At 52.0% G+C, this 19191-nt stretch carries 18 protein-coding genes; 12 read left to right on the top strand and 6 right to left on the bottom strand.

Features of this window, described 5'->3' with window-relative positions; all coding sequences use genetic code 11:
- The first annotated feature begins 32 nt into the window (after positions 1–32).
- Genes ACAW87_RS24630 through ACAW87_RS24620 form a run of 3 tightly spaced genes read left to right on the top strand, consistent with a single transcriptional unit; the run spans position 33 to position 2676 of the window.
- Complete coding sequence (locus ACAW87_RS24630; RefSeq protein ID WP_370726322.1) at positions 33–752, top strand: DinB family protein; 720 nt, start codon at positions 33–35, stop codon at positions 750–752.
- Positions 640–1443, top strand: a complete 804-nt coding sequence (locus ACAW87_RS24625; protein ID WP_370726376.1) for a DUF4198 domain-containing protein — start codon at positions 640–642, stop codon at positions 1441–1443. The genes ACAW87_RS24630 and ACAW87_RS24625 overlap by 113 nt, the downstream gene beginning before the upstream one ends.
- A gap of 18 nt (positions 1444–1461) precedes the next feature.
- Entirely contained in the window at positions 1462–2676 is a 1215-nt protein-coding gene (locus tag ACAW87_RS24620; RefSeq protein ID WP_370726321.1) for a sialidase family protein, read from the top strand.
- A gap of 99 nt (positions 2677–2775) precedes the next feature.
- On the opposite strand, the gene ACAW87_RS24615 is transcribed toward ACAW87_RS24620, so the two are convergent.
- Both ACAW87_RS24615 and ACAW87_RS24610 read right to left on the bottom strand, forming a co-directional pair.
- Complete coding sequence (locus ACAW87_RS24615; protein WP_370726320.1) at positions 2776–4155, bottom strand: M20/M25/M40 family metallo-hydrolase; 1380 nt, start codon at positions 4153–4155, stop codon at positions 2776–2778.
- A gap of 87 nt (positions 4156–4242) precedes the next feature.
- Positions 4243–5226: an Rpn family recombination-promoting nuclease/putative transposase gene (locus ACAW87_RS24610; protein WP_370726319.1), complete on the bottom strand. Its 984-nt coding sequence runs from the start codon at positions 5224–5226 to the stop codon at positions 4243–4245.
- A gap of 71 nt (positions 5227–5297) precedes the next feature.
- Between ACAW87_RS24610 and ACAW87_RS24605 the strand changes: the two genes are divergently transcribed.
- On the top strand, positions 5298–6149 hold the full coding sequence (locus ACAW87_RS24605; RefSeq protein WP_370726318.1) for an SdiA-regulated domain-containing protein: 852 nt from the start codon (positions 5298–5300) through the stop codon (positions 6147–6149).
- A gap of 63 nt (positions 6150–6212) precedes the next feature.
- On the opposite strand, the gene ACAW87_RS24600 is transcribed toward ACAW87_RS24605, so the two are convergent.
- Positions 6213–6758, bottom strand: a complete 546-nt coding sequence (locus tag ACAW87_RS24600) for a hypothetical protein (RefSeq protein ID WP_370726317.1) — start codon at positions 6756–6758, stop codon at positions 6213–6215.
- Between the two features lie 119 nt (positions 6759–6877).
- Here ACAW87_RS24600 and recO point away from each other — a divergent pair, with 119 nt between their 5' ends.
- The gene (recO, locus tag ACAW87_RS24595) at positions 6878–7570 is read left to right on the top strand and encodes a DNA repair protein RecO (protein WP_370726316.1); all 693 of its coding nucleotides are present in this window, start codon (positions 6878–6880) and stop codon (positions 7568–7570) included.
- Positions 7571–7689: 119 nt separating this feature from the next.
- The gene (locus ACAW87_RS24590; RefSeq protein WP_370726315.1) at positions 7690–8490 is read left to right on the top strand and encodes a hypothetical protein; all 801 of its coding nucleotides are present in this window, start codon (positions 7690–7692) and stop codon (positions 8488–8490) included.
- Positions 8491–8582: 92 nt separating this feature from the next.
- Here ACAW87_RS24590 and lptB read toward each other — a convergent pair whose 3' ends face one another.
- Positions 8583–9317: an LPS export ABC transporter ATP-binding protein gene (lptB, locus tag ACAW87_RS24585; RefSeq protein ID WP_370726314.1), complete on the bottom strand. Its 735-nt coding sequence runs from the start codon at positions 9315–9317 to the stop codon at positions 8583–8585.
- 177 nt (positions 9318–9494) lie between these two features.
- The gene (recJ, locus tag ACAW87_RS24580; protein WP_370726313.1) at positions 9495–11264 is read right to left on the bottom strand and encodes a single-stranded-DNA-specific exonuclease RecJ; all 1770 of its coding nucleotides are present in this window, start codon (positions 11262–11264) and stop codon (positions 9495–9497) included.
- A 63-nt stretch (positions 11265–11327) separates the two neighbouring features.
- Between recJ and ACAW87_RS24575 the strand changes: the two genes are divergently transcribed.
- The 5 genes from ACAW87_RS24575 (at position 11328) to ACAW87_RS24555 (ending at position 16983) form a co-directional block, all read left to right on the top strand.
- Positions 11328–11744, top strand: coding sequence for a DUF2141 domain-containing protein (locus ACAW87_RS24575; RefSeq protein WP_370726312.1), 417 nt, complete (start codon positions 11328–11330; stop codon positions 11742–11744).
- An 87-nt stretch (positions 11745–11831) separates the two neighbouring features.
- Positions 11832–13838 carry a M1 family metallopeptidase gene (locus tag ACAW87_RS24570; protein WP_370726311.1) on the top strand — a complete coding sequence of 669 codons (2007 nt, stop codon included), beginning with the start codon at positions 11832–11834 and terminating at the stop codon, positions 13836–13838.
- Between the two features lie 88 nt (positions 13839–13926).
- A complete protein-coding gene (gene yiaK, locus ACAW87_RS24565) occupies positions 13927–14910 on the top strand; it encodes a 3-dehydro-L-gulonate 2-dehydrogenase (protein WP_370726310.1) in 984 nt (327 codons plus the stop codon).
- Between the two features lie 141 nt (positions 14911–15051).
- The gene (locus ACAW87_RS24560; RefSeq protein ID WP_370726309.1) at positions 15052–15504 is read left to right on the top strand and encodes a VOC family protein; all 453 of its coding nucleotides are present in this window, start codon (positions 15052–15054) and stop codon (positions 15502–15504) included.
- 345 nt (positions 15505–15849) lie between these two features.
- Complete coding sequence (locus ACAW87_RS24555) at positions 15850–16983, top strand: glycosyltransferase family 1 protein (RefSeq protein ID WP_370726375.1); 1134 nt, start codon at positions 15850–15852, stop codon at positions 16981–16983.
- Between the two features lie 62 nt (positions 16984–17045).
- On the opposite strand, the gene ACAW87_RS24550 is transcribed toward ACAW87_RS24555, so the two are convergent.
- The gene (locus tag ACAW87_RS24550; RefSeq protein ID WP_370726308.1) at positions 17046–18677 is read right to left on the bottom strand and encodes an NFACT RNA binding domain-containing protein; all 1632 of its coding nucleotides are present in this window, start codon (positions 18675–18677) and stop codon (positions 17046–17048) included.
- A 179-nt stretch (positions 18678–18856) separates the two neighbouring features.
- On the opposite strand from ACAW87_RS24550, the gene ACAW87_RS24545 reads away from it, so the two are divergent.
- Entirely contained in the window at positions 18857–19105 is a 249-nt protein-coding gene (locus ACAW87_RS24545; protein WP_370726307.1) for a hypothetical protein, read from the top strand.
- Positions 19106–19191: the final 86 nt, after the last annotated feature.

Here is a 19191-nt window from a genome sequence, read left to right as displayed (position 1 = left end):
CTGCTCATAAACCAATCATCAAACCGATAGCTATGAAACGCGACAGATTTTTAATAACCTTGGGAGCAGGCCTGCTCCCCCTGAGCGAGCTAGCCGCATCGACGAATACGCCATCAGAATCCCAGCGTATCCGTCTTGAACTGGCCGATGCCTGGCGCATTTCAGAAAAAACTACGCTGATTACTATCAGTCAAATGCCCGCTGACCTGTTCGAGTACAAGTACACACCCGAAGCCATGACATTCGCTGAGCAATGGCGGCATTGCTGCCTGTTCACGGTTATGCAATTATCGGGAAGGCTGGGCGTACCCAACCCGTATGAGAATCAAAAGCTACCGAAGGTGATGACCAAAGAGCAGGTGCTCGACGAAATAAAAAAGCTCTATAGCCATGTGCAAAACGTGATTCAGACGGTATCTGATGAGAAGCTGCTTGCCGGAACAGACTTTGGCGAAGGCAAGATTCCGGGCTGGCGGCTGCTCTACGCTATGGAGAACCACATCATTCATTCATCATCGGGGGCAGTGTATGGTCTATCTGCGCCTGAAAGGCATCACCCCCGAAGGCTACGTAGGCTGGTAATCGAACCGAACTCACCTATTGACTATGAAAAAGACATATTTGCTTATCGGCTTTGCCATACTGGTATCACTACTGGCGCAGGCCCACGAATTCTGGCTTCTGCCAGGTACGTTCTTTGCCGAACCAGGTCAGGTTGTACCCATCGAAGTACTGGTTGGCGAGTACTTTAACGGGGAGCGATCAGAAGGGAAGAAAAACCGCCTGATTCAGTATGCGCACTGGGTCAATGGTACAAAAACAGATTTATCCCCCAGCTTGACGGGAGGTCATTATGGCATTGTTCCGCTCAAAATAGCCACACCGGGCACCCACCTGATCGCCTTTGCGAATACGAACAAACAGCTTTCGATGCGGGCAGATAGCTTTCTGTTGTATTTGCAGGAAGAAGGTCTCGACCATGTTATTCAATTGCGTCAGAAAAGTGGGGAGGCGCAGACCCGCAGCCGGGAAGTATACCGTCGGTGCGTCAAAACGTTGATTCAGGCCGGAGCCGTTACGCCCGCCGATCAAACCTATGCACTGGATACAGGCATGCCCCTTGAGATTATACCCGTGCGAAATCCGTACGCGGTGAGAGCGGGCCAATCGGCAGATTTCCGGGTGCTGTTCGACCATAAACCACTCCGCAACGCACTGGTCCGGTATTGGAATCGACCGGCGGGTGGCCCCAAAACAGCCCCCGACTCCAAACCTGCCGGGTTGTCGGAAGAACATCTTCGAACAGATGCCAATGGCCGGGTTAGCTTTCGGCTGAAAAAAGGCCAGAATATGGTCAGTCTGGTACACATGGTTCCAACTACAGATACCACTGAGGCAGACTGGCAAAGCTTCTGGGGCAGTCTGACATTTGGTAGCCGATGACATTTATAACTTATCAACATGAAAACAATCGTATCACTCCTGCTCGTTGGTCTTACGCTTCTCGAAAAGCCTGTTAGGGAAACGACTATCTCAAATCCAACCCATGCCGGTGCTACGCCCCGGTTCACCACTGATCAACACGGTAATCCGGTGCTGACGTGGGCCGAAAAGACCGGTGATAAAGCTGCTACGTTTTTCTTCGCTATTTCGACCGATGGCGGCGAAACATTTGGCCAGAAAATGCGCATTCCCGTACCTGCAAACCTATCGACCCACGCCGAGGGAATGCCGAAACTGGCCGTGAAAGGCAACGGCACCCTGATCGCCCTCTTCGAGGTATCGAAACCCACCGCCGAATCGCCCTTCGCCGGTAACCTATACACGATGACTTCGGTAAACGGTGGTCAGTCGTGGACCGACCCCAAGCCGGTTCATCGGGACGTTACGCCCGGCAAAAGCCATTCGTTCGGTGATCTGACCCGCCTGCCTAACGGCGAAATTGGTCTGGTCTGGATCGACGAAAAACTACCGGGTCAGGAAGGTCGGTCTATCAAGTTTGTGCAGTCGCAGCCGCAGGGCGGTTTTGGCCCGGAGGTTCTTGTCGATAGCAACGCCTGCCAGTGCTGTCGGACCAACGTATTTGTCGATTCAAAAAACCAGATTCATCTCACCTACCGCGACATGATCCCTACGGCCAAAGGTACTCCTGCTGCCCGCGATTTTAGCCGGGCTACTTCGACCGACGGGGGCAAAACGTTTACCAAACCACAGGTAATTTTTGCCGACGACTGGCGGATTGCTGCCTGTCCGCATGCCGGTTCGAGCGTGGCACAGGTAGGTGATGCGTTATACACGAGCTGGTTTTCGGGCAAAGAAGGAAACGAGGGATTGCGACTGGCGAAAGATGGACAGGCCGATTTGGCAGCTGTCGTATTATCGAGCCGGTCAAAACATCCGCAGGTACTGGCCTATCAGAATCAACTTGTCTGGCTGTGGGACGAAGCAGTTCGCTTGCCTAACCAAGCTGCCGATGAGCCCATGCCGAAGTTTACGCAACGAATTGCGCTGCGCAGTTCGCCCACGGCGGTAACAACGTACCTGACCGCCGAAGCAGTGAGTGCCACGTACCCGGCCGCCATAGCCACGCCCAAAGGGTTGCTGGTTGCGTTCGAACAAACAACCGGAACTCAGAAGCCCGTGATCGTAACCCAACTTATTACCCGTCTACAATAAAAACGAGGCTAACCGTTGGCCTGATAAGTAGTGTATTGCTTTCGCCCGACTCGTCGACCAGGCGAAAGCAACACGTACTATAAGAGCATACGTTCTAGACTAGCGAAGGTTTGGCGAAGGCAACAGGGGGATACTTTCGTTACCGTCTTCCGAAACGGCCTGCACCGCGTAGAAGTAATTGTCTTTCGAGTATGGCAGGGTCATACCCAGTTTGGTCGTAAAAAACTTCTTCTGCCAGTAAGGCATGTGTGTTTCGCGCATCAGCACGTAGTAACCCTTTGTTTTGCGACTTCCGTCGGTTTTAGGTGCCTTCCAGTAGAGCGCCGTTGAGTTGGTCAGATTACGTACCTCGATGGTCACCTGCTGCGGCGGCGACGGGGCTTTAGCCAGATTGGCGAGCGTAGCCAGGTTTACGGCCGTGTTTTTCTTCAGGTAATCAAAATCCATGAACTTGGCGTAATCACCGTAGTCGATCGAGGGCGTCACTTTGGTATCGATGCGCAAGTCCTGATGTTGATGCTCGAAGTTTTCGTTCATTTCGGTGAGGCGAACGGCGGCAAAACCGCGTTGCACGTAGGGCGTATGATCTCCACCACGCAGATACCGGTCATTGCGGTAAACGGTCACAATTTCCAGGTTATCGACGTAGCGTTCGCCGAGTTCTTTAACGTACCTGGCCAGAGTGCGGGCTTTCCCGTCGTTCTCAGAACCAAACTGTCGGATGTTCGACGCTCTGTCGGCGAGCTGATACGCGGGCAATCCTTCACTGAATACCCGCAGCCGCGTGTTATCAACGATGCGCGTTTCGTTGGAGTTATTGCTACCCATAATGTCGTTGTTCAGCACAGCTTCCAGCTCCCACTTTTCCTGCACGGCCCGTTCGCTGAGGTGTTCGGCTCCTAACAGCCCCTGCTCTTCACCGGTTAGGGTCACAAAAATGATCGTGGCCGGAAACTGGGATTTGCTCAATACCCGGCACAGCTCGATCACCGCCGCCGTTCCCGATCCGTCGTCATTGGCACCGGGGGCGTCGCTTTCGCGGTTCATCACGTTGGTCACCCGGCTGTCCATGTGGCCCTGCACAATAAATACCCGGTTGTCGGTTGGATCAGTACCTTTCAGGGTAGCCATCACGTTTCCGATTTCCGAAGCCTTGTCGATGCGCCGTCCATCGGCCGCCAGCGTCCACGAATCGATGGCGGTAGTCATACGCCCACCCGATTGTTTGGCATACTGTTGAAACTTGCCCAGTATCCAGTTGCGTGCAGCACCGATTCCTTTTTTAGGATCTGTCGTAGTCGAGAGGGTGTGCCGTGTACCAAACCGCACCAGCCCGTCGACATGAACGCGAAGGCTATCGGCCGACAGTTGCGAAACCAGATCAGCAATGACGGGGTCACGCTGCATGATGGTTTGGGCAGATAAGGTCGACGAAAGTAAACCGAATGCGAGTAACAGAGTAGCTGTTCTTAATGCCATGATAGGTTGTTGATTTAGCAGACGAAACTACAATAAAAAAGCGCAAGCCCGATGAGCCTGCGCCAGTAGTATCTATATAGGGATGAGTTATGCGGTTGCGTTATCTGAATCGCCCAGAATGCGCTCTACTTCTTCAAGTGAATAGCCTGTCATTTGCGCAATCAAGGCCGGATCAGCCACCGAACGTGCAATGTTCAGAATGATTTGTTTACGTTCCAGAAGCATTCCTTGCTGCATGCCTTGCTGCATGCCTTGCTGAATGCCTTGTTGAATTCCTTTCTGAATTCCTTTCTGGAGGCCTCGTTGCTGAGCCTCGTTCTCTATCCAATCGTAGAGCGATGCAAATTGTTCTGCCATAGGATTGTGACCGAATACTTTATCGACTGCCGCCCGGCCAACGGTTTTGGTGATCTTAGACAAATATACAAAAACGGTACGCAGGTATGACTTTCCCTCGTCAGACTCTATAACCTCTGTTAGCCAATAGAATAGCTGGTTACCATACTGACTAACATAATCCATATCCTGACGATGTTTCATCAGGAGGAGTGACGTTGCTAAAAACTTGTTTTGTAACCGGTCGATCTGCTCATCAGCATACTGTGACAGATCGAACAATACATACGTAAACTCGGGTACAAAGGGCAATAGTTCTATCGAAAACCGACCGTAGTAGCTTGCCAATGATCGTTGATGCCATCGTTGATCACCATGATAAAAGATGATCGGGATAACCAGCACCGGCTTTCGTTTCTGCTTAATGTCTTCCCGTAAGCTGTTCAATAGATAACCCAGCAATTGAATATGCGGATAAGCTACCACATAACTTTTATGCTCGAAAAGTAGTGCTATTTTTACTGGCTCACCCGCTAGTTGGCAACTGTAAACCAGATCGGCAAATGATTCGTCCAGATCAGCATCGATGTACGAATTATTGGCCAGTTGAAGCTGCGTTAGGTCGAGTTGAGCCAACACCTGCACTGGCAGAACTTCCCGTAAAAACGATTCAGCAACCGATTGACGGGAAAAATTCTCTTTAAAAAACTTGTCGTGGGCGTTCTCTTTAGGCATAGTGCCTATAAAGTTAACCACTCATTCAAGTATAAAAAATAGCCTTATTTTATACTTAATCTACTAATCAAGTGAAGTATACGCTGATCTTAATTGGCTTATTGCTGACAACTGCCTGCCAGCCCGGCAAAAAGAAACAGGACGAAACCACCACCGCTACTCCGGCTGTGAACGCCCCCCTGCCCTATGACCTGGCCAACCCTACCGAACGCCATAAGCTGCCTGGTGACCTACGCGAGATATCGGGTCTGAGTTACTACAAACCCGGTCGGCTGGCTTGTGTACAGGACGAGTTGGGCGTGGTTTTTATCTACGATCTTCGGCAGAAAACAGTTGTCGACGAGCACGTTTTTGGTAAAAATGGCGATTACGAAGGCGTTGAATACGTGGGTAAGAAACTGTACGTGATGCGTAGCGATGGCGAACTCTACCAAAGCGAACCTACCGACGGTGTGAAAACCATTGGCGCCAGCCCTGAAACACGCCATATAAAGATAGACCTGCCGGGTAAAAATGATATGGAAGGGCTGGGCTACGACCCGCAACTCGACGCCTTGCTACTGGCAACGAAACAGGGAAAAGGAACCGATAAAATCATTTATTACTATAGCCTCAAAAACAAAACGCTGTTTCAGGGCATCGTGCTGAAACAGGCCGACATACAGGCTATCGACGGCACAGCGGGCGAATTCAAGCCGTCGGGCATTGCGGTTCATCCCAAAACTCGTGAGTATTATGTGCTGTCGAGTGCAGCCCACCGGCTAGCGGTACTGGCTCCGAATGGTAAAGTAAAAACAGTAACACCGATCGATCCGAAGACCCTCCCCCAGCCCGAAGGCATTTGCTTCGCCCCGGACGGAACGCTCTTCATCGCCAGCGAAGGCGACGGCAAAAAAGGAGTCATTTTGGAGTTTAAGTACTAGTTTCAAGTTGCTCTGCTTACGAACATGACGTCACTAAGCAGAGTAACTTGAAACCTAAAATTCTTACCTCATCGTCATCGTGCCGCCGAGGCCAACTACCGACGTACCCAGCGGAGTAGGTGTGTACACGCCTCCCACACGCAAAACGCTGGCAGGCACCTGCCTCAGCATAGTATTGTAACGGCCTACAGCCTTGTTTACCTGCGTATTGGCTATGATTACGGTACCGAGTGAAAGCACCACGCTACCGCCGTAGACCGTCCAGTATTGGCCGGTTCTGTTGTTTCTGGCCCCGGTAGTAATAAAATACGCCAGTGACACTAGACCTGTCAGGCGGCTAATCGTAGTCCAGGTACGGAAGCTTCGAAAATGCTGGTTCACCTGCGGGTCGTTAAGCTCAATAAACGGTACTTCCAGCGAAAAGGGGGAGTTTAGTTTTTTTCCGCCGTAGAAATAGACCCCACCCAATGCCGATGAGCCCGCAGCTCGTTCAACCGGACGCAAATGAGCAGGAACGGGCGTTTGCCTGTAATACAAGGTGTCGCGCTGTGCATAGCCAACCAGTGGCAAAAGCAATAACAGCAGGTTGAAAGTAGAACGTACGATCAAGGTTGTAGGAAGACTAATGGTGTAACTGTTACTCCAACGCAACAAGGTATCAGTTTGTTATCCGGTACTTTTTCCGCGTTAACCTTGTTATAGAAACAGGCGTATTTACTCCTTTTTCTATGCTGCACAAAACCCGGGGCATTACCCTGAGCTATATCCGCTACCGCGAATCGTCGATCATTGCCCGGGTGTATACCGAGGCCTTTGGGCTGCAAAGCTACATTGTGAACGGGGTACGTTCGGCAAAAAATAAAACGAACAAAATCGCCCTTTTCCAGCCACTTACCCTGCTCGATATGGTCGTGTATTACCGCGACGACCGTGATTTGCACCGACTGTCGGAGATAAAAACGCCTTACCCCTTCCAGCATATTCCGTTCGAGGTTGCCAAATCGAGCATGGCCCTGTTCATGACCGAGATATTGAGTAAAACATTGAAAGAAGAAGCCAGCAATCCGCAACTCTTTCGGTTTTTGCTGACCTCGATCGTTTATCTCGAAGAAGCTACGGACCACTACGAAAACATTCACCTGGCTTTCCTGCTCCAACTGGCAACGTACCTGGGCTTTGGTCCCGAAAGTGCGCAGGAATTCGAGAATCAGCTCCGTGAGCGGTCGGTCCCTTACATGGCTGATGAGGCAATGAACGACGCCCTGACCACACTTATGAGCCAGCCCATCCATACACCCGTTCGCCTGACACGTACCCAACGAGCCGACCTGCTCGATGCGCTGGTTTCCTATTACCGCATCCACTTCGACGATCTCGGAGAGGTAAAATCACTGCCTGTGCTGCGTGAGGTGCTAGGCTAGCAGCCAGCGATGTTAAGACTCTTTAACAAACAAATTAGTGAGTGTACGGCAACGGTCTGCCTCGTCCTGTGCGTATGGAGAAACAAGAGCATTATCCCGCTCGCTAAACCATTCGCAACATGCGCTTATTCATCATCATCGTTTCGCTGTTAACAGCTACGCTTACCTACGCTCAAGACAATATCATTCTCAGAAATGGCGAGGAAATTCCGGCAAAAGTGCTTGAAGTAACACCGACTGACCTCAAGTACCGGAAAGCGGCCAACCCCGAAGGCCCCATTTACACCGCTACTCTTCGCGATGTTCTGCTGATTAAGTACGCCAACGGTACCAAGGACACCTTTGGCAATGACCGGCCCGCGACGCGCAACAGACCGGTCCCACAACAGCGCCCAGAGATGGCTCCACCTGCGTCTGCTCCTACGGCACCCATGCAGGGCCTCGACGGGCTACGGTACCATAGGGGTCTCTTCAGCCGCTATTATGTTGGAAATGAGGGCCAGCGGATTGGCTTATCTGAAGCTAAATCGCTGTTCTATAGCCAGCCAGACGCCATATCGGCCCTTGAGCGCGGTCGTTCACTACGTACCTGGTCTGTCGTTACGGCCGTATCGGCTGGTGCCCTGATCGGCACGGGTATAGGTCTGGCTATTGGCCGGGACAGTCGCCTGGGGCGTGCTAATGGCCCGATGAACAGAAACGGCAACGGCAGACTTGATTTCGATGATCGGCGCAACGGCCACCGCGCGGGTGCAGCGTTGGTAGGAAGTGGCGTATTACTGGGAGTGGCCTCATTTTGGCTCGATCACCGGGCCAGCGTACAGTTTCGCCGGGCGGCTGATCGCTTCAATAACCGCCAGCCAACAACCCTCCGCTTCGCCCCCGGCCAAAATGGCGTTGGTGCTCTGCTGATATTTTAAAGTAATTGCTTCGTGCTGAAGGCTTCGCGAGGTAGGCCCTTCGACTAGGCGTCCCCCGCGAAGCAAATACTTTATGGCAACGTACCCAGCCGCTACACGAACTTCCGTTTTAGCTCGAAGTTCTGGCCGAGATAGAGGCGACGTACCTGCTCGTCGCCGGCCAGTTCTTCGGCGGTACCCTGTTTCAAGATTTTACCCTCGAAGAGCAGATACGCCCGGTCGGTGATCGAGAGGGTTTCGTTCACGTTGTGGTCGGTAATCAGAATGCCGATGTTGCGGTGTTTCAGCGTGGCCACAATACTTTGGATATCTTCAACGGCAATGGGGTCTACCCCGGCAAAGGGTTCATCGAGCAGGATGAATTTCGGATCAACGGCCAGCGCACGGGCAATCTCGGTCCGGCGACGTTCACCACCCGACAGCACCTTGCCCGGATTCTTGCGAACGTGCCCCAGATTGAATTCTTCGATTAGTTCTTCCGTCCGTTGCTTCTGCTCGGCTTTGGGTTTGTTGGTCATTTCCAGCACCGCCAGAATATTTTCTTCTACCGTGAGATCGCGAAAAATCGAGGCTTCCTGCGCCAGATAACCCAACCCAAGCCGAGCGCGTTTGTACATGGGCAGGTCAGTAATATCGGTATCGTCGATGTAGACTTTACCGCTATTGGGTTTCACCAGCCCTACGGCCATGTAGAACGACGTGGTTTTACCGGCTCCATTCGGCCCCAACAAGCCCACAATTTCGCCCTGCGCCACCTGATACGACACATCGCTGTTGACGAATCGACTGCCGTATTTCTTTACTAAATGTTCGGTTCTAAGTATCATGCGTCGTGTGGGTGATTAATGGTACGCGGATTAAAAGAATTTAAAACGATTTGTCCGGATTTTGGATTTAGAGGGATTGTCTCTGCTTCAACTCAAAATCCGCTTAAATCCAAAAATCTGCGTCAATCGTTTTTAATCCCCTTAATCCGCGTACCCACTAAAATCCGTGTACCATCGCTACTCCGCTAAACGAATATCCTTCAGCATCAATTGAATCGTAGACTGGTCGCGGAAGTGGTTCATATCGATCGAGTAACAAATGGCGAACGGTTCATTTTGGTGCAGTTGATCAGCCCATTCGGCCAGGCCGAAACCAACAGCGGTAAACGTGCGGGCCGAGCCTAGTTGCTTACAGGTGAACTTCAGGTGCTTCTCTTTCATAATGATCGGCTCGCCAACCAGTACCACATCCTCAGTGCAGAAAACAGGCGCCAGGTTTTTCGGACCAAAGGGCGACATCTGCTTCATGATCCGGTAAAACTTCGCATCGATCTCACTGAAATCAAGCGGTATGTCAATGTCAACTTTCGGAACCAGGTCTTCTTCTCGAATACGGGCCGACACTACTTCTTCAAACTTCTTCCGAAACGCCCCAATGTTTTCGACCGGCATGGTCAGTCCGGCGGCAAAGGTGTGGCCACCAAACTGTTCCAGCAAATCAGAACAGGCTTCAATGGCTTCGTATACATCGAACCCCGCCACCGACCGCGCCGACCCCGACGCTTTATCGTTCGACTTGGTCAGAATGATCGTTGGCCGGTAAAACCGTTCAATGCAACGCGACGCCACTATACCTACAACACCTTTATTCCAAGACGAGTCATACAACACCGTCGATTTAGCGTTTTTTAACCAATCATCGGCTTCAATCATGGCCAGTGCCTGCTCGGTCATGCTCTTATCGAACTTCTGTCGATCGGCGTTATGCTGATTCAGTTCGTAAGCAAAATCTTCAGCTTCGTAGTGATGTTTAGCCAGAAGCAGATCAACGGCAGCTTTGGCGTGCTTGATGCGGCCGGCAGCGTTAATGCGCGGGCCAAGGCCAAAAACCACGTTAGTTACGTCGAGGTGCTTGGCGGTCGGCGGGCAGGTTTCGTTGGGAGCCACAAAGCCCGCAATACGCAGCAAGGCGCACAAGCCGGTGCGAGGCGCTGAGTTGAGTTGTTTGAGCCCATAATAGGCTAATGCCCGGTTTTCGCCCGTAACCGGTACAATGTCGCACGAGATGCTGACTGCCACTAGATCAAGATACGGCCAGAGCGTTTCGGCCGGAATACCACGCGCCTTGCACAATGCCTGAAGCAGTTTGAAGCCAACGCCACAACCGGTTAGCTCATCATACGGGTAGGTGCAATCCTCCCGTTTCGGGTCCAGAACAGCTATAGCATCAGGAATTTCGCTACCCGGCCGGTGGTGATCGCAGATGATAAAATCGACTCCCAATGCCTTTGCGTCTGCCACCCGATCAATAGATTTGATGCCACAGTCGAGGGCTATAATCAGCGAGAAACCGTTTTCAGCGGCATAGGCAACGCCCGCTTTCGAGATACCGTACCCTTCTTTGTAGCGATCGGGAATGTAATGTTCGAGGCGGTCGTAAATGGTGCTTAAGAAGCCGTACATCAGGGCTACCGACGTGGTACCATCGACGTCATAATCGCCGTATACCAATATTTTTTCACCATTCTCGATAGCCCGCGTTATTCGGTCAACGGCCCGGTCCATATCCCGCATCAGGAATGGATCGTGCAGGTGGCTGATTTCGGGGCGGAAAAACGTGCGCGCTTCATCGAACGTAGTAACGCCCCGTTGTACCAGCAGGCTAGCCAGAAACGGACTGATGTTCAGCGTCTGCACCAGCGATTCGACCGCCTGTTTTTCAGAGGGCGATTCGGGAAACGGCTTGTAGAGCCAGCGTTTGGTAGCAGGGGAAGAACGAACAATCATACGGTCGGTTAGCAAAGCATCAGTACGCAAGTTAATTTCGTTTCAAAGAAAACAGTTTCGCTTATGCTCATTTTCCTGTCACTGATTCATCTCCTGACAACGCCAATCAACCCACCTGTCCGTAAAACGCTGTTTACTGTAGAAGTACACAATATTCAGGCAGCAACGGGCACCGTACAGATTGGCTTGTTCAAACCCTGTGACGGCTTTCCGGATAAGTGTAAACCCGCTGAATCTAAGCATGTGACAGCGGTGAAAGGAAGTGTAAAGGCAATTTTCGAAGTTGACCCCGGCGAATATGCTCTGGCAGTGTTTCACGATGTAAACAGCAACGGAAAAATCGACATGCGCCTTTTCGTCCCCAGAGAGCCATATGGTTTTAGTAACAATATCCGCCCCCGGTTTTCGGCGCCCAAATTTGCGGATTGCCGGGTTCAGATTGGGCATACCCCCAAAACGGTAACCATTCGCGTTGAGTAAAGTAGCGCCGAAGCTCCAGCTTCGGTAGTCTGATAAATATAGACAAAAGGCACTGCCGAATCTGGAGCTTTGGCACTACTGGTTCCTATGAAACACATCTTCTTTTTTCTTGCTAATTGCCTGTTACTCTCTGTTGCCTACGCGCAAACCAATCAGATAGGGGCCGATGTATGTGCCGATGGTAAAGTACGCTACTTCGGCAACCTCTTCCAGACCGGACAGGCATCGGGACGGCAAATGGCGCCCACCGTACAGGCCATTGGCGACTCCACCATAGACATCACGTACTACGGACTCGACCTGCGAATTACTACCTCGCCCAATTACCTGCGTGGGGCCACCACCGTGACCATGAAGGCCAACGTATCCAGCCTGTCACAGTTTTACCTGGATTTCAACACTAATATGAAGGTCGATTCGGTGAAGTTGGGCACTCAGAAACTGACCTACACGCACCTCAACAACCGGCTAACGATAACCTTGCCACAGGCCATTACAAGGGGGCAAACCGGACTCGTTACTGTTTTCTATCAAGGATTACCCGCTACACCCAACGCCGGTCTCACCGATCAGGCGTTTGTGTTCAGTACCCACGAAACCACCACCGATCCGCTGGTTTATACACTCAGCGAGCCCTATGGCGCATCGGACTGGTTTCCCTGTAAAGATACCCCCGCCGACAAAGCCGATTCGTCGGCGGTGAACATCACGATGGCACCCTTTTTCGTGTCAGCGTCGAATGGGCTGTTGCAGGGCGTAACTACCAACGCCGATGGTACTAAAACTTACCGCTGGAAAAACAGCTACCCCATTGCCCAATACCTGATCTCGATTGCCTGCTCGAACTACACGCTCTACGAAAACCCGATCACCTACCAGGGAGTGACCATGCCCGTTTCGCACTATGTATTTCCCGAAGATCTGGCAAGCGTGCGCGCCTCTTTGACAGAGACCAACGACATGATTCGGGTCTTCTCGGATATGTTTGGCACGTACCCGTTTATTCGCGAGAAATACGGACACGCTCAGTTTCGTTGGGGTGGTGGAATGGAGCATCAGACGATGAGTTCAATGATTAAATCGTCGATGACCCGCAACGTGATTGCCCATGAATTGGTGCATCAGTGGTTTGGCGATAAAATCACCTGCCGAAACTGGGAGAACATCTGGCTGAACGAGGGTTTCGCGTCGTATGGAGAGCCCCTTTATCAGGAAGTAGTGGGTGGCCGCACAGCCTATCAGAGCTATATAGCCAGTTTCATTACGCGAGCGCGGCGGGCTACAGGTACGTTGTACGTGCAGAACGTCAGTAGCATCAACCAGATTTTTGATAGCAATCGATCGTACGCTAAAGGAGCCGTAGTGCTGCATATGCTACGCGGTGTGCTGGGCGACAGCACGTTCTTCCGGGGCATGAAAGCCTACGCCAGTTCGCCCGTTGCCTACAGCACCGCCGTCACCGAAGACTTTCAGCGGGTGATGGAAACCACATCGGGCCGAAATCTGGGCTACTTCTTCCGAGAATGGATCTACGGCGAAGGCTACCCGACCTACAGTTATTCAGTATCGCCTGTAGCCGGCACCAACCGGGCGGTGGTGCAGCTTCGGCAAGCAGTCGGCACCAATCCTAGCTCGTTTACCATGCCCGTGCAGATCGTTGTGCAGTCAGCAGCCGGTGACAGTACCATCACCGTGTTCAATGATCAGCCGGTGCAGTCGTTTACCGTAACGGGCCGGGGTGCCGTTACCAACGTGGCTATAGACCCCAATAACTGGATTTTGAAGGCTGCCACTGTCCAGCAACTACCTGCCGAGCCAACTATTCTGGCTACGGAAGAATCGCTACAGCTACGCATTTTTCCGAATCCTGGCAACGAACTGCTCACTGCCGAGTTTACTACCCAAACGGCAGGTCCCCTAACGGTTTCGCTGGTCAACCTGCTAGGGCAACCCGTCGCAAGCCAGTCAGAAAGCAACGTACCTGCGGGCCGTCAGGCGCGTACTGTCAGTTTGAAGTCGCAACCGGCAGGCAGGTACGTTCTCCGATTACAAACCGCCGATGGCGTAATCAGCACGGCCGTGCTGGTGAAGTAGCCTCGCCTGTAGCACCGAAGCTCCAGCTTCGGTAGTGTGAATTATACCGTTCCGACTACCGAAGCTGGAGATTTGGTGCTACAATCCTATGCGTATTCCATTCGACCAATTACAGACTGAGTTTAAACGAGTCTTGCTGAGCCTTTCTTTCTCTGAATCGAGGGCCGACCTCTGCGCTCGGATATTCGCTGAAAACAACCGCGACGGCATTGAAACCCACGGACTGAACCGCTTTCCGACGTTCGTAAAGTTTGTTCAGCAAGGCCTGATTCACCCCAATGCCGAACCCGAGCCCATCGACAACCTGGGTGCGGTAGAACACTGGAACGGAAATCTGGCTCCCGGCATGTACAACGCTACACTAGCCATGAACCGGGCAATGGAGTTGGCCGAGGCTAACGGCATCGGTTGCGTGGCAATCAGTAACACCAATCACTGGATGCGTGGCGGTACCTACGGCTGGCAGGCGGCCGAGGCTGGCTACATCGGCATCTGTTTTACCAACACCATTGCCAACATCCCCCCCTGGGGAGGAACAGAACCCAAATTGGGCAACAACCCCATGGTGATTGCCGTACCCCGCCCCGGCGGACACGTAGTGCTCGATATGGCCGTGTCGCAGTATTCGTACGGAAAAATAGGGCAGTATGCCGCCGAGAAAAAGCAACTTCCCCTCCCCGGCGGTTATGATACCAATGGTAACCTGACCACCGACCCGGATGCCATTCGTGAAACACAGCGGGCCCTGCCCATTGGCTTCTGGAAAGGGTCGGGCCTTTCGCTCCTGCTCGACGTGATGCTGACGGCCCTGACGGGTGGCAAATCAGTGGCCGAAATCACCAACAGCGGTAACGAATCGAGTGTATCGCAGTGCTTTATCTGCCTCAAAAGCCCAGACATGCACGCGTCGCTCATCGACAAACTACTCGATTTCAACCAGACAAGCGCCCTGGTAAACCCCGATAAACCCATTACGTACCCCGGCGAAAACACCCTGGCTCGACGCATGGAAAGCCTTGAAAAAGGGGTGCCCGTTCATGAGAAATTCTGGCAGGAGTTACAGGCCATGTAACGGTCGGTAACCAAAACTGATCGAAGTAAACCGTTGCCCGACCAACAACCAACGTACCCAACGGGCATAAGTAAGAAAACCCTAATAGCTAGTTTACAGACTAATCCGTAGCCATTCCCTACGTTTACCAAAGCCTCTACCATGAAAATATCGATGCGTTTCCTGCTGCCACTTTTGTTTATCGCTCAATTTGCCGTTGCGCAGGATAAGTTGGGCATTGTTGGCCATAATCACCTGGCGTTACACGTAAAAGATATGGCTATCAGCACGGCGTTCTTCCGCGATGTCATGGGCCTCAAACCCATTCCCGTACCCGACAACCTGAAGGCAATTCGGTCGTGGTTCGATCTTGGCAACGGACAGCAGATTCACCTTATGGCGGGGCGTACTGAAGAAATTATTCATGACAAAAATGCCAGCCACATTGCTCTGTTTGTTGATGACATAGCTAAGTCGGAAACGTACCTGAAAGCCCGTAACCTCACCTTTCATAAACAAACCCGTTTTGATGGGGTGGTACAAATTTATTTCTCTGATCCTGACGGGTATTTGTGGGAGCTAAATCAGGGTAAAGTACTGAGCAAAGCCTATTAACAAAAATATGTCACCGGTTGTATCCATAAATTGCCGGACCATTGCCTAAGTATCTCATGGGCTGGTTAACTAAGTTGCTACACGCGGGTTCTTATTATACACGTTGCCGTTAGGCCGTTTGCCAATCAATACGTTTTCAGGTGCAGTCACTACTTATACGAGAGTCAATTCTCGCTACAACTTGTCATGTGCCCTGCTTGAGTGACGTTGGCCCTTTACTACATAACCCCGTTTCCGTCGCTTCCCATGAAACTCAGTGACTATCCTACGTCCTCATTAGACGCATCAACAAATGATCAATTATTGAATAAACCATCAGTAAACAGCTTGCTGATTAAGGCAGAAATTACCAGAGACAACAGATCTGACATAGTGGGTAGCCGGACGGCACTGCCCGAAAATCTAATCTGCTTCTCGCATCTGCGCTGGAATTTTGTGTATCAACGACCTCAGCACTTGCTGAGCCGTGCCAGTAAAGAAATGAAAGTATGGTTCCTGGAAGAACCCATATGGGGCCATGAACTGCGTGTTGAAGTACGTTCGGAAGGCGATAATCTGCAGATCGTTGTCCCGCACATTCCCCACGGAACGCCTCATCAGGACGTATTGGCTTACCAGCGGCGTATGGTTGACCAATTGATTGAATCAGAACGTATAGACAACTACGTTGCCTGGTACTATACACCTATGGCTCTGTTATTTAGCGATCATCTGACGCCAACCCGTACCGTGTATGACTGCATGGATGAACTGTCGGCTTTTCTGGGCGCCCCCCGCGAACTACTCGATCTGGAAACCAAGTTAATGGCCCGCGCCGATCAGGTGTTTACGGGTGGCTACAGCCTATACGAAGCCAAACGCAGCCGGCATGCCCACGCGCACGCTTTCCCCAGCAGTATCGACTTTGCTCACTTCTCGAAGGCCCGTAGCCGCCAGAACGACCCGGCCGATCAGGCTCAGATTCCGCAGCCGCGCATTGGTTTCTCGGGTGTAATCGACGAGCGTTTCGATGTTGATCTGCTCCGTGATCTGGCACAAAGCCGCCCCGACTGGCAGTTTGTGATTATTGGTCCAATCGTAAAAATTGATCCGGCTACGTTGCCCCACACACCAAACGTGCATTACCTGGGCATGAAGTCGTATAAAGAATTACCCGCCTACTTCAGCGGTTGGGATGTGGCCATGCTTCCCTTCGCTCTGAACGCGTCGACGAAGTTTATCAGCCCGACCAAAACGCCTGAATACCTGGCGGCTGGCTTACCGACCGTGTCGACACCGATTCGCGATGTGGTACGTACCTACGGCGAGAAAGGCTTCACGCAGATTGCCTCGACCGCCGCCAAATTTGAGGAAGCCATCGAAAAAGCCCTCAACAAGCAACACCCAACCAGTTGGGAAGCCGTTGACCAATTCCTGAACGAAAACTCATGGGATAAGACATGGCAGGGAATGTCTGAAGAATTGAGAATGAAGAATTAAGAATTAAGAATGGCTCTGCCAGAGGTTGCGCTTGGTACCCTAGCAGAGCCATTCTTAATTCTTCATTCTTTCGGCACTACCAACACTACATCCTCTTTCTCTACGACGACCTGGCCCTCAGCCAGGCCTTTTGGTTTACGGACGAATTTCTTGGGCGTTACAATCACCGGACACAGGCTGTCTGTGCGACGTTTTGAGTACCAGGCGGCGAGTTCAGCAGCGCGTTCGATCACCGTTTTCGGAAACGGTTTACCCGCTTTGTATTTCACCACCACATGCGACCCGCTTACGTCACGGGCGTGTAGCCACAGATCGTCTTTGTAAGCGTATCGTTGCGTGAGCAGATCGTTGTTCTTGGCGTTACGTCCGATCCTGATCACGAAGCCTTCGTACACTACCTCTTTAAACAGTTCGGCAGGGTCGGTGGTGGCCGGGGCGTCGCCTAACAGACCGTGCTGCTTCACGTATCGGCGCAATTCCTTTAGCGAAAGCATTGGCTCGATAACAGCCCGATGCGCCTGTAATTGCTCGATCTCCTGCTCGCGGTATTCGATCTGCTGCGTCAGGTGGTCAGCTTCGATTTTCTCGTTTTTCGCTTTCCGGTAATAGCCTTCCGCATTCCGCTGCGGGGTCTGGTCAACCTTCAGGCGGATAGTTACGGAGCGGTTATCACGGTAAAAATCCTCAACAATGATGGTTTCGGGCGAACGGCCGCCGGGCAATACAGGTACGTTGTGCAGGTTGGCCATCAGCAAGTTGCCCAACTCTTCGTGACTTGGCCCATCGTCGCGATTAATAAGACGTTGCAAGTTTGCCTCCATCAGGGCGTGCGCCCGTTTCAGCCGTTTATCGATCAAGCGAAGCACCTCGGCGCGCTCGCGCTCGACTACGTTCTGCCCGTTGTAGGCAATAAAAAAGCCGTTGGTCGCCTCGATGGGGTCAGCCCAGGTACGTATCGGTTCGGCCAACGGTACTAATGAGAGAGCAGGACGATGTTCGAACTGAATAAGCGAGTAAACCGGCTGATCGAGTTCGCGTAAGACAGTCTGCAACACCGACCATGTCACGCCTGTACCCGCCTCCTGCCCGCGTTTTTCCACATAGGCCCGCACTAGTTTTCCGAATGTTGGAAACAGTTTTCGGTAGTCGCCACCGGCCGCGTCAAACGCCGCTTCGGTCTGGTCGATGGGCCGGTCGATGCTATCGAGGGTCAGGTTTTTATCAGCAACAAGTTTATTATTGAACAGGTCTTCGACTACATTTTCGTTGAAAATGAGCAGATTGGGTCGATTACCAAAGAACTTAAACAGCAGCGTGTAGCCATCGGCGAGGTCAATGGCCAGGCAGCGTTCATTCAGAAACGAACGTACCCCCAGCACGGCTTTGCCGGGTGTTTCCATACCAGGCCGGTCGGGGTCGTCGCCGCCTTCATTGCCGGTCAGGTTGTTGAACAGGTCGACGCTATTGGTTCGGGCGCGGCGCACATCGTCAGAAACAAGCAACCCCGAAAAATCGGGGCGGAGTGTCGCTTTCACGAAAACCGGCTTGTAATAATTCGCCTTTCCCCGCGCCTGTGCAAAGGCCAACACCACCTCGTCGCGATCCTGACTGAAGCATTCCATGAAATAGAGCCCCTGCAATCGGGCCTGCAACACAGGAGCCAGTTGGCGCAAATAATAATAATTGGTGTGCATACGATCAATGAACAGTTATCAGTGAACAATGAACAGGTACCAATGGTGCTACCAGCAACGTACCTAAGCAACGCTATTTCTACTATACAATAAACAATGGCTCTGCTGAAGTACCGTTTGATACCTCAGCAAAGCCATTGTTCATTGTCCGTTGTTTATTACACATCAACACAAACGTTATGAGCAAGCAAACAACTCAGCCAACCGTCCGCGAAACCGCCGACCACACGAAGAAGCACGAACTGAACACGAATCTTCCCGACGAAGCACAAGGCAAAACGTCGCGGGGTGTTCATAAGAGCAAACAAAGCACGGAAGATGACCATTCACCAGCGGGCCGTCAGCAAACGCCGGGTGGCAAAACCAAAACCGAACTGGCCGATGAGCGCGGTCCCAAAGGGCACGGGCATAAAGACAAAAGTGAGTAGAAAAAGGAGTTAAACACAGAGGGGTCCGGCCTCCCGGTGCCAGGTACACAGAGAGAAGTAGCGAAACTCTGTGTACCTGGCACCGG

It is taken from the genome of Fibrella aquatica (assembly GCF_041321135.1).
Taxonomy (GTDB): Bacteria; Bacteroidota; Bacteroidia; order Cytophagales; family Spirosomataceae; genus Fibrella; species Fibrella aquatica.
The sequence above is the reverse complement of the archived record's forward strand: the minus strand, read 5'-3'. Positions and strand labels throughout refer to the sequence as shown.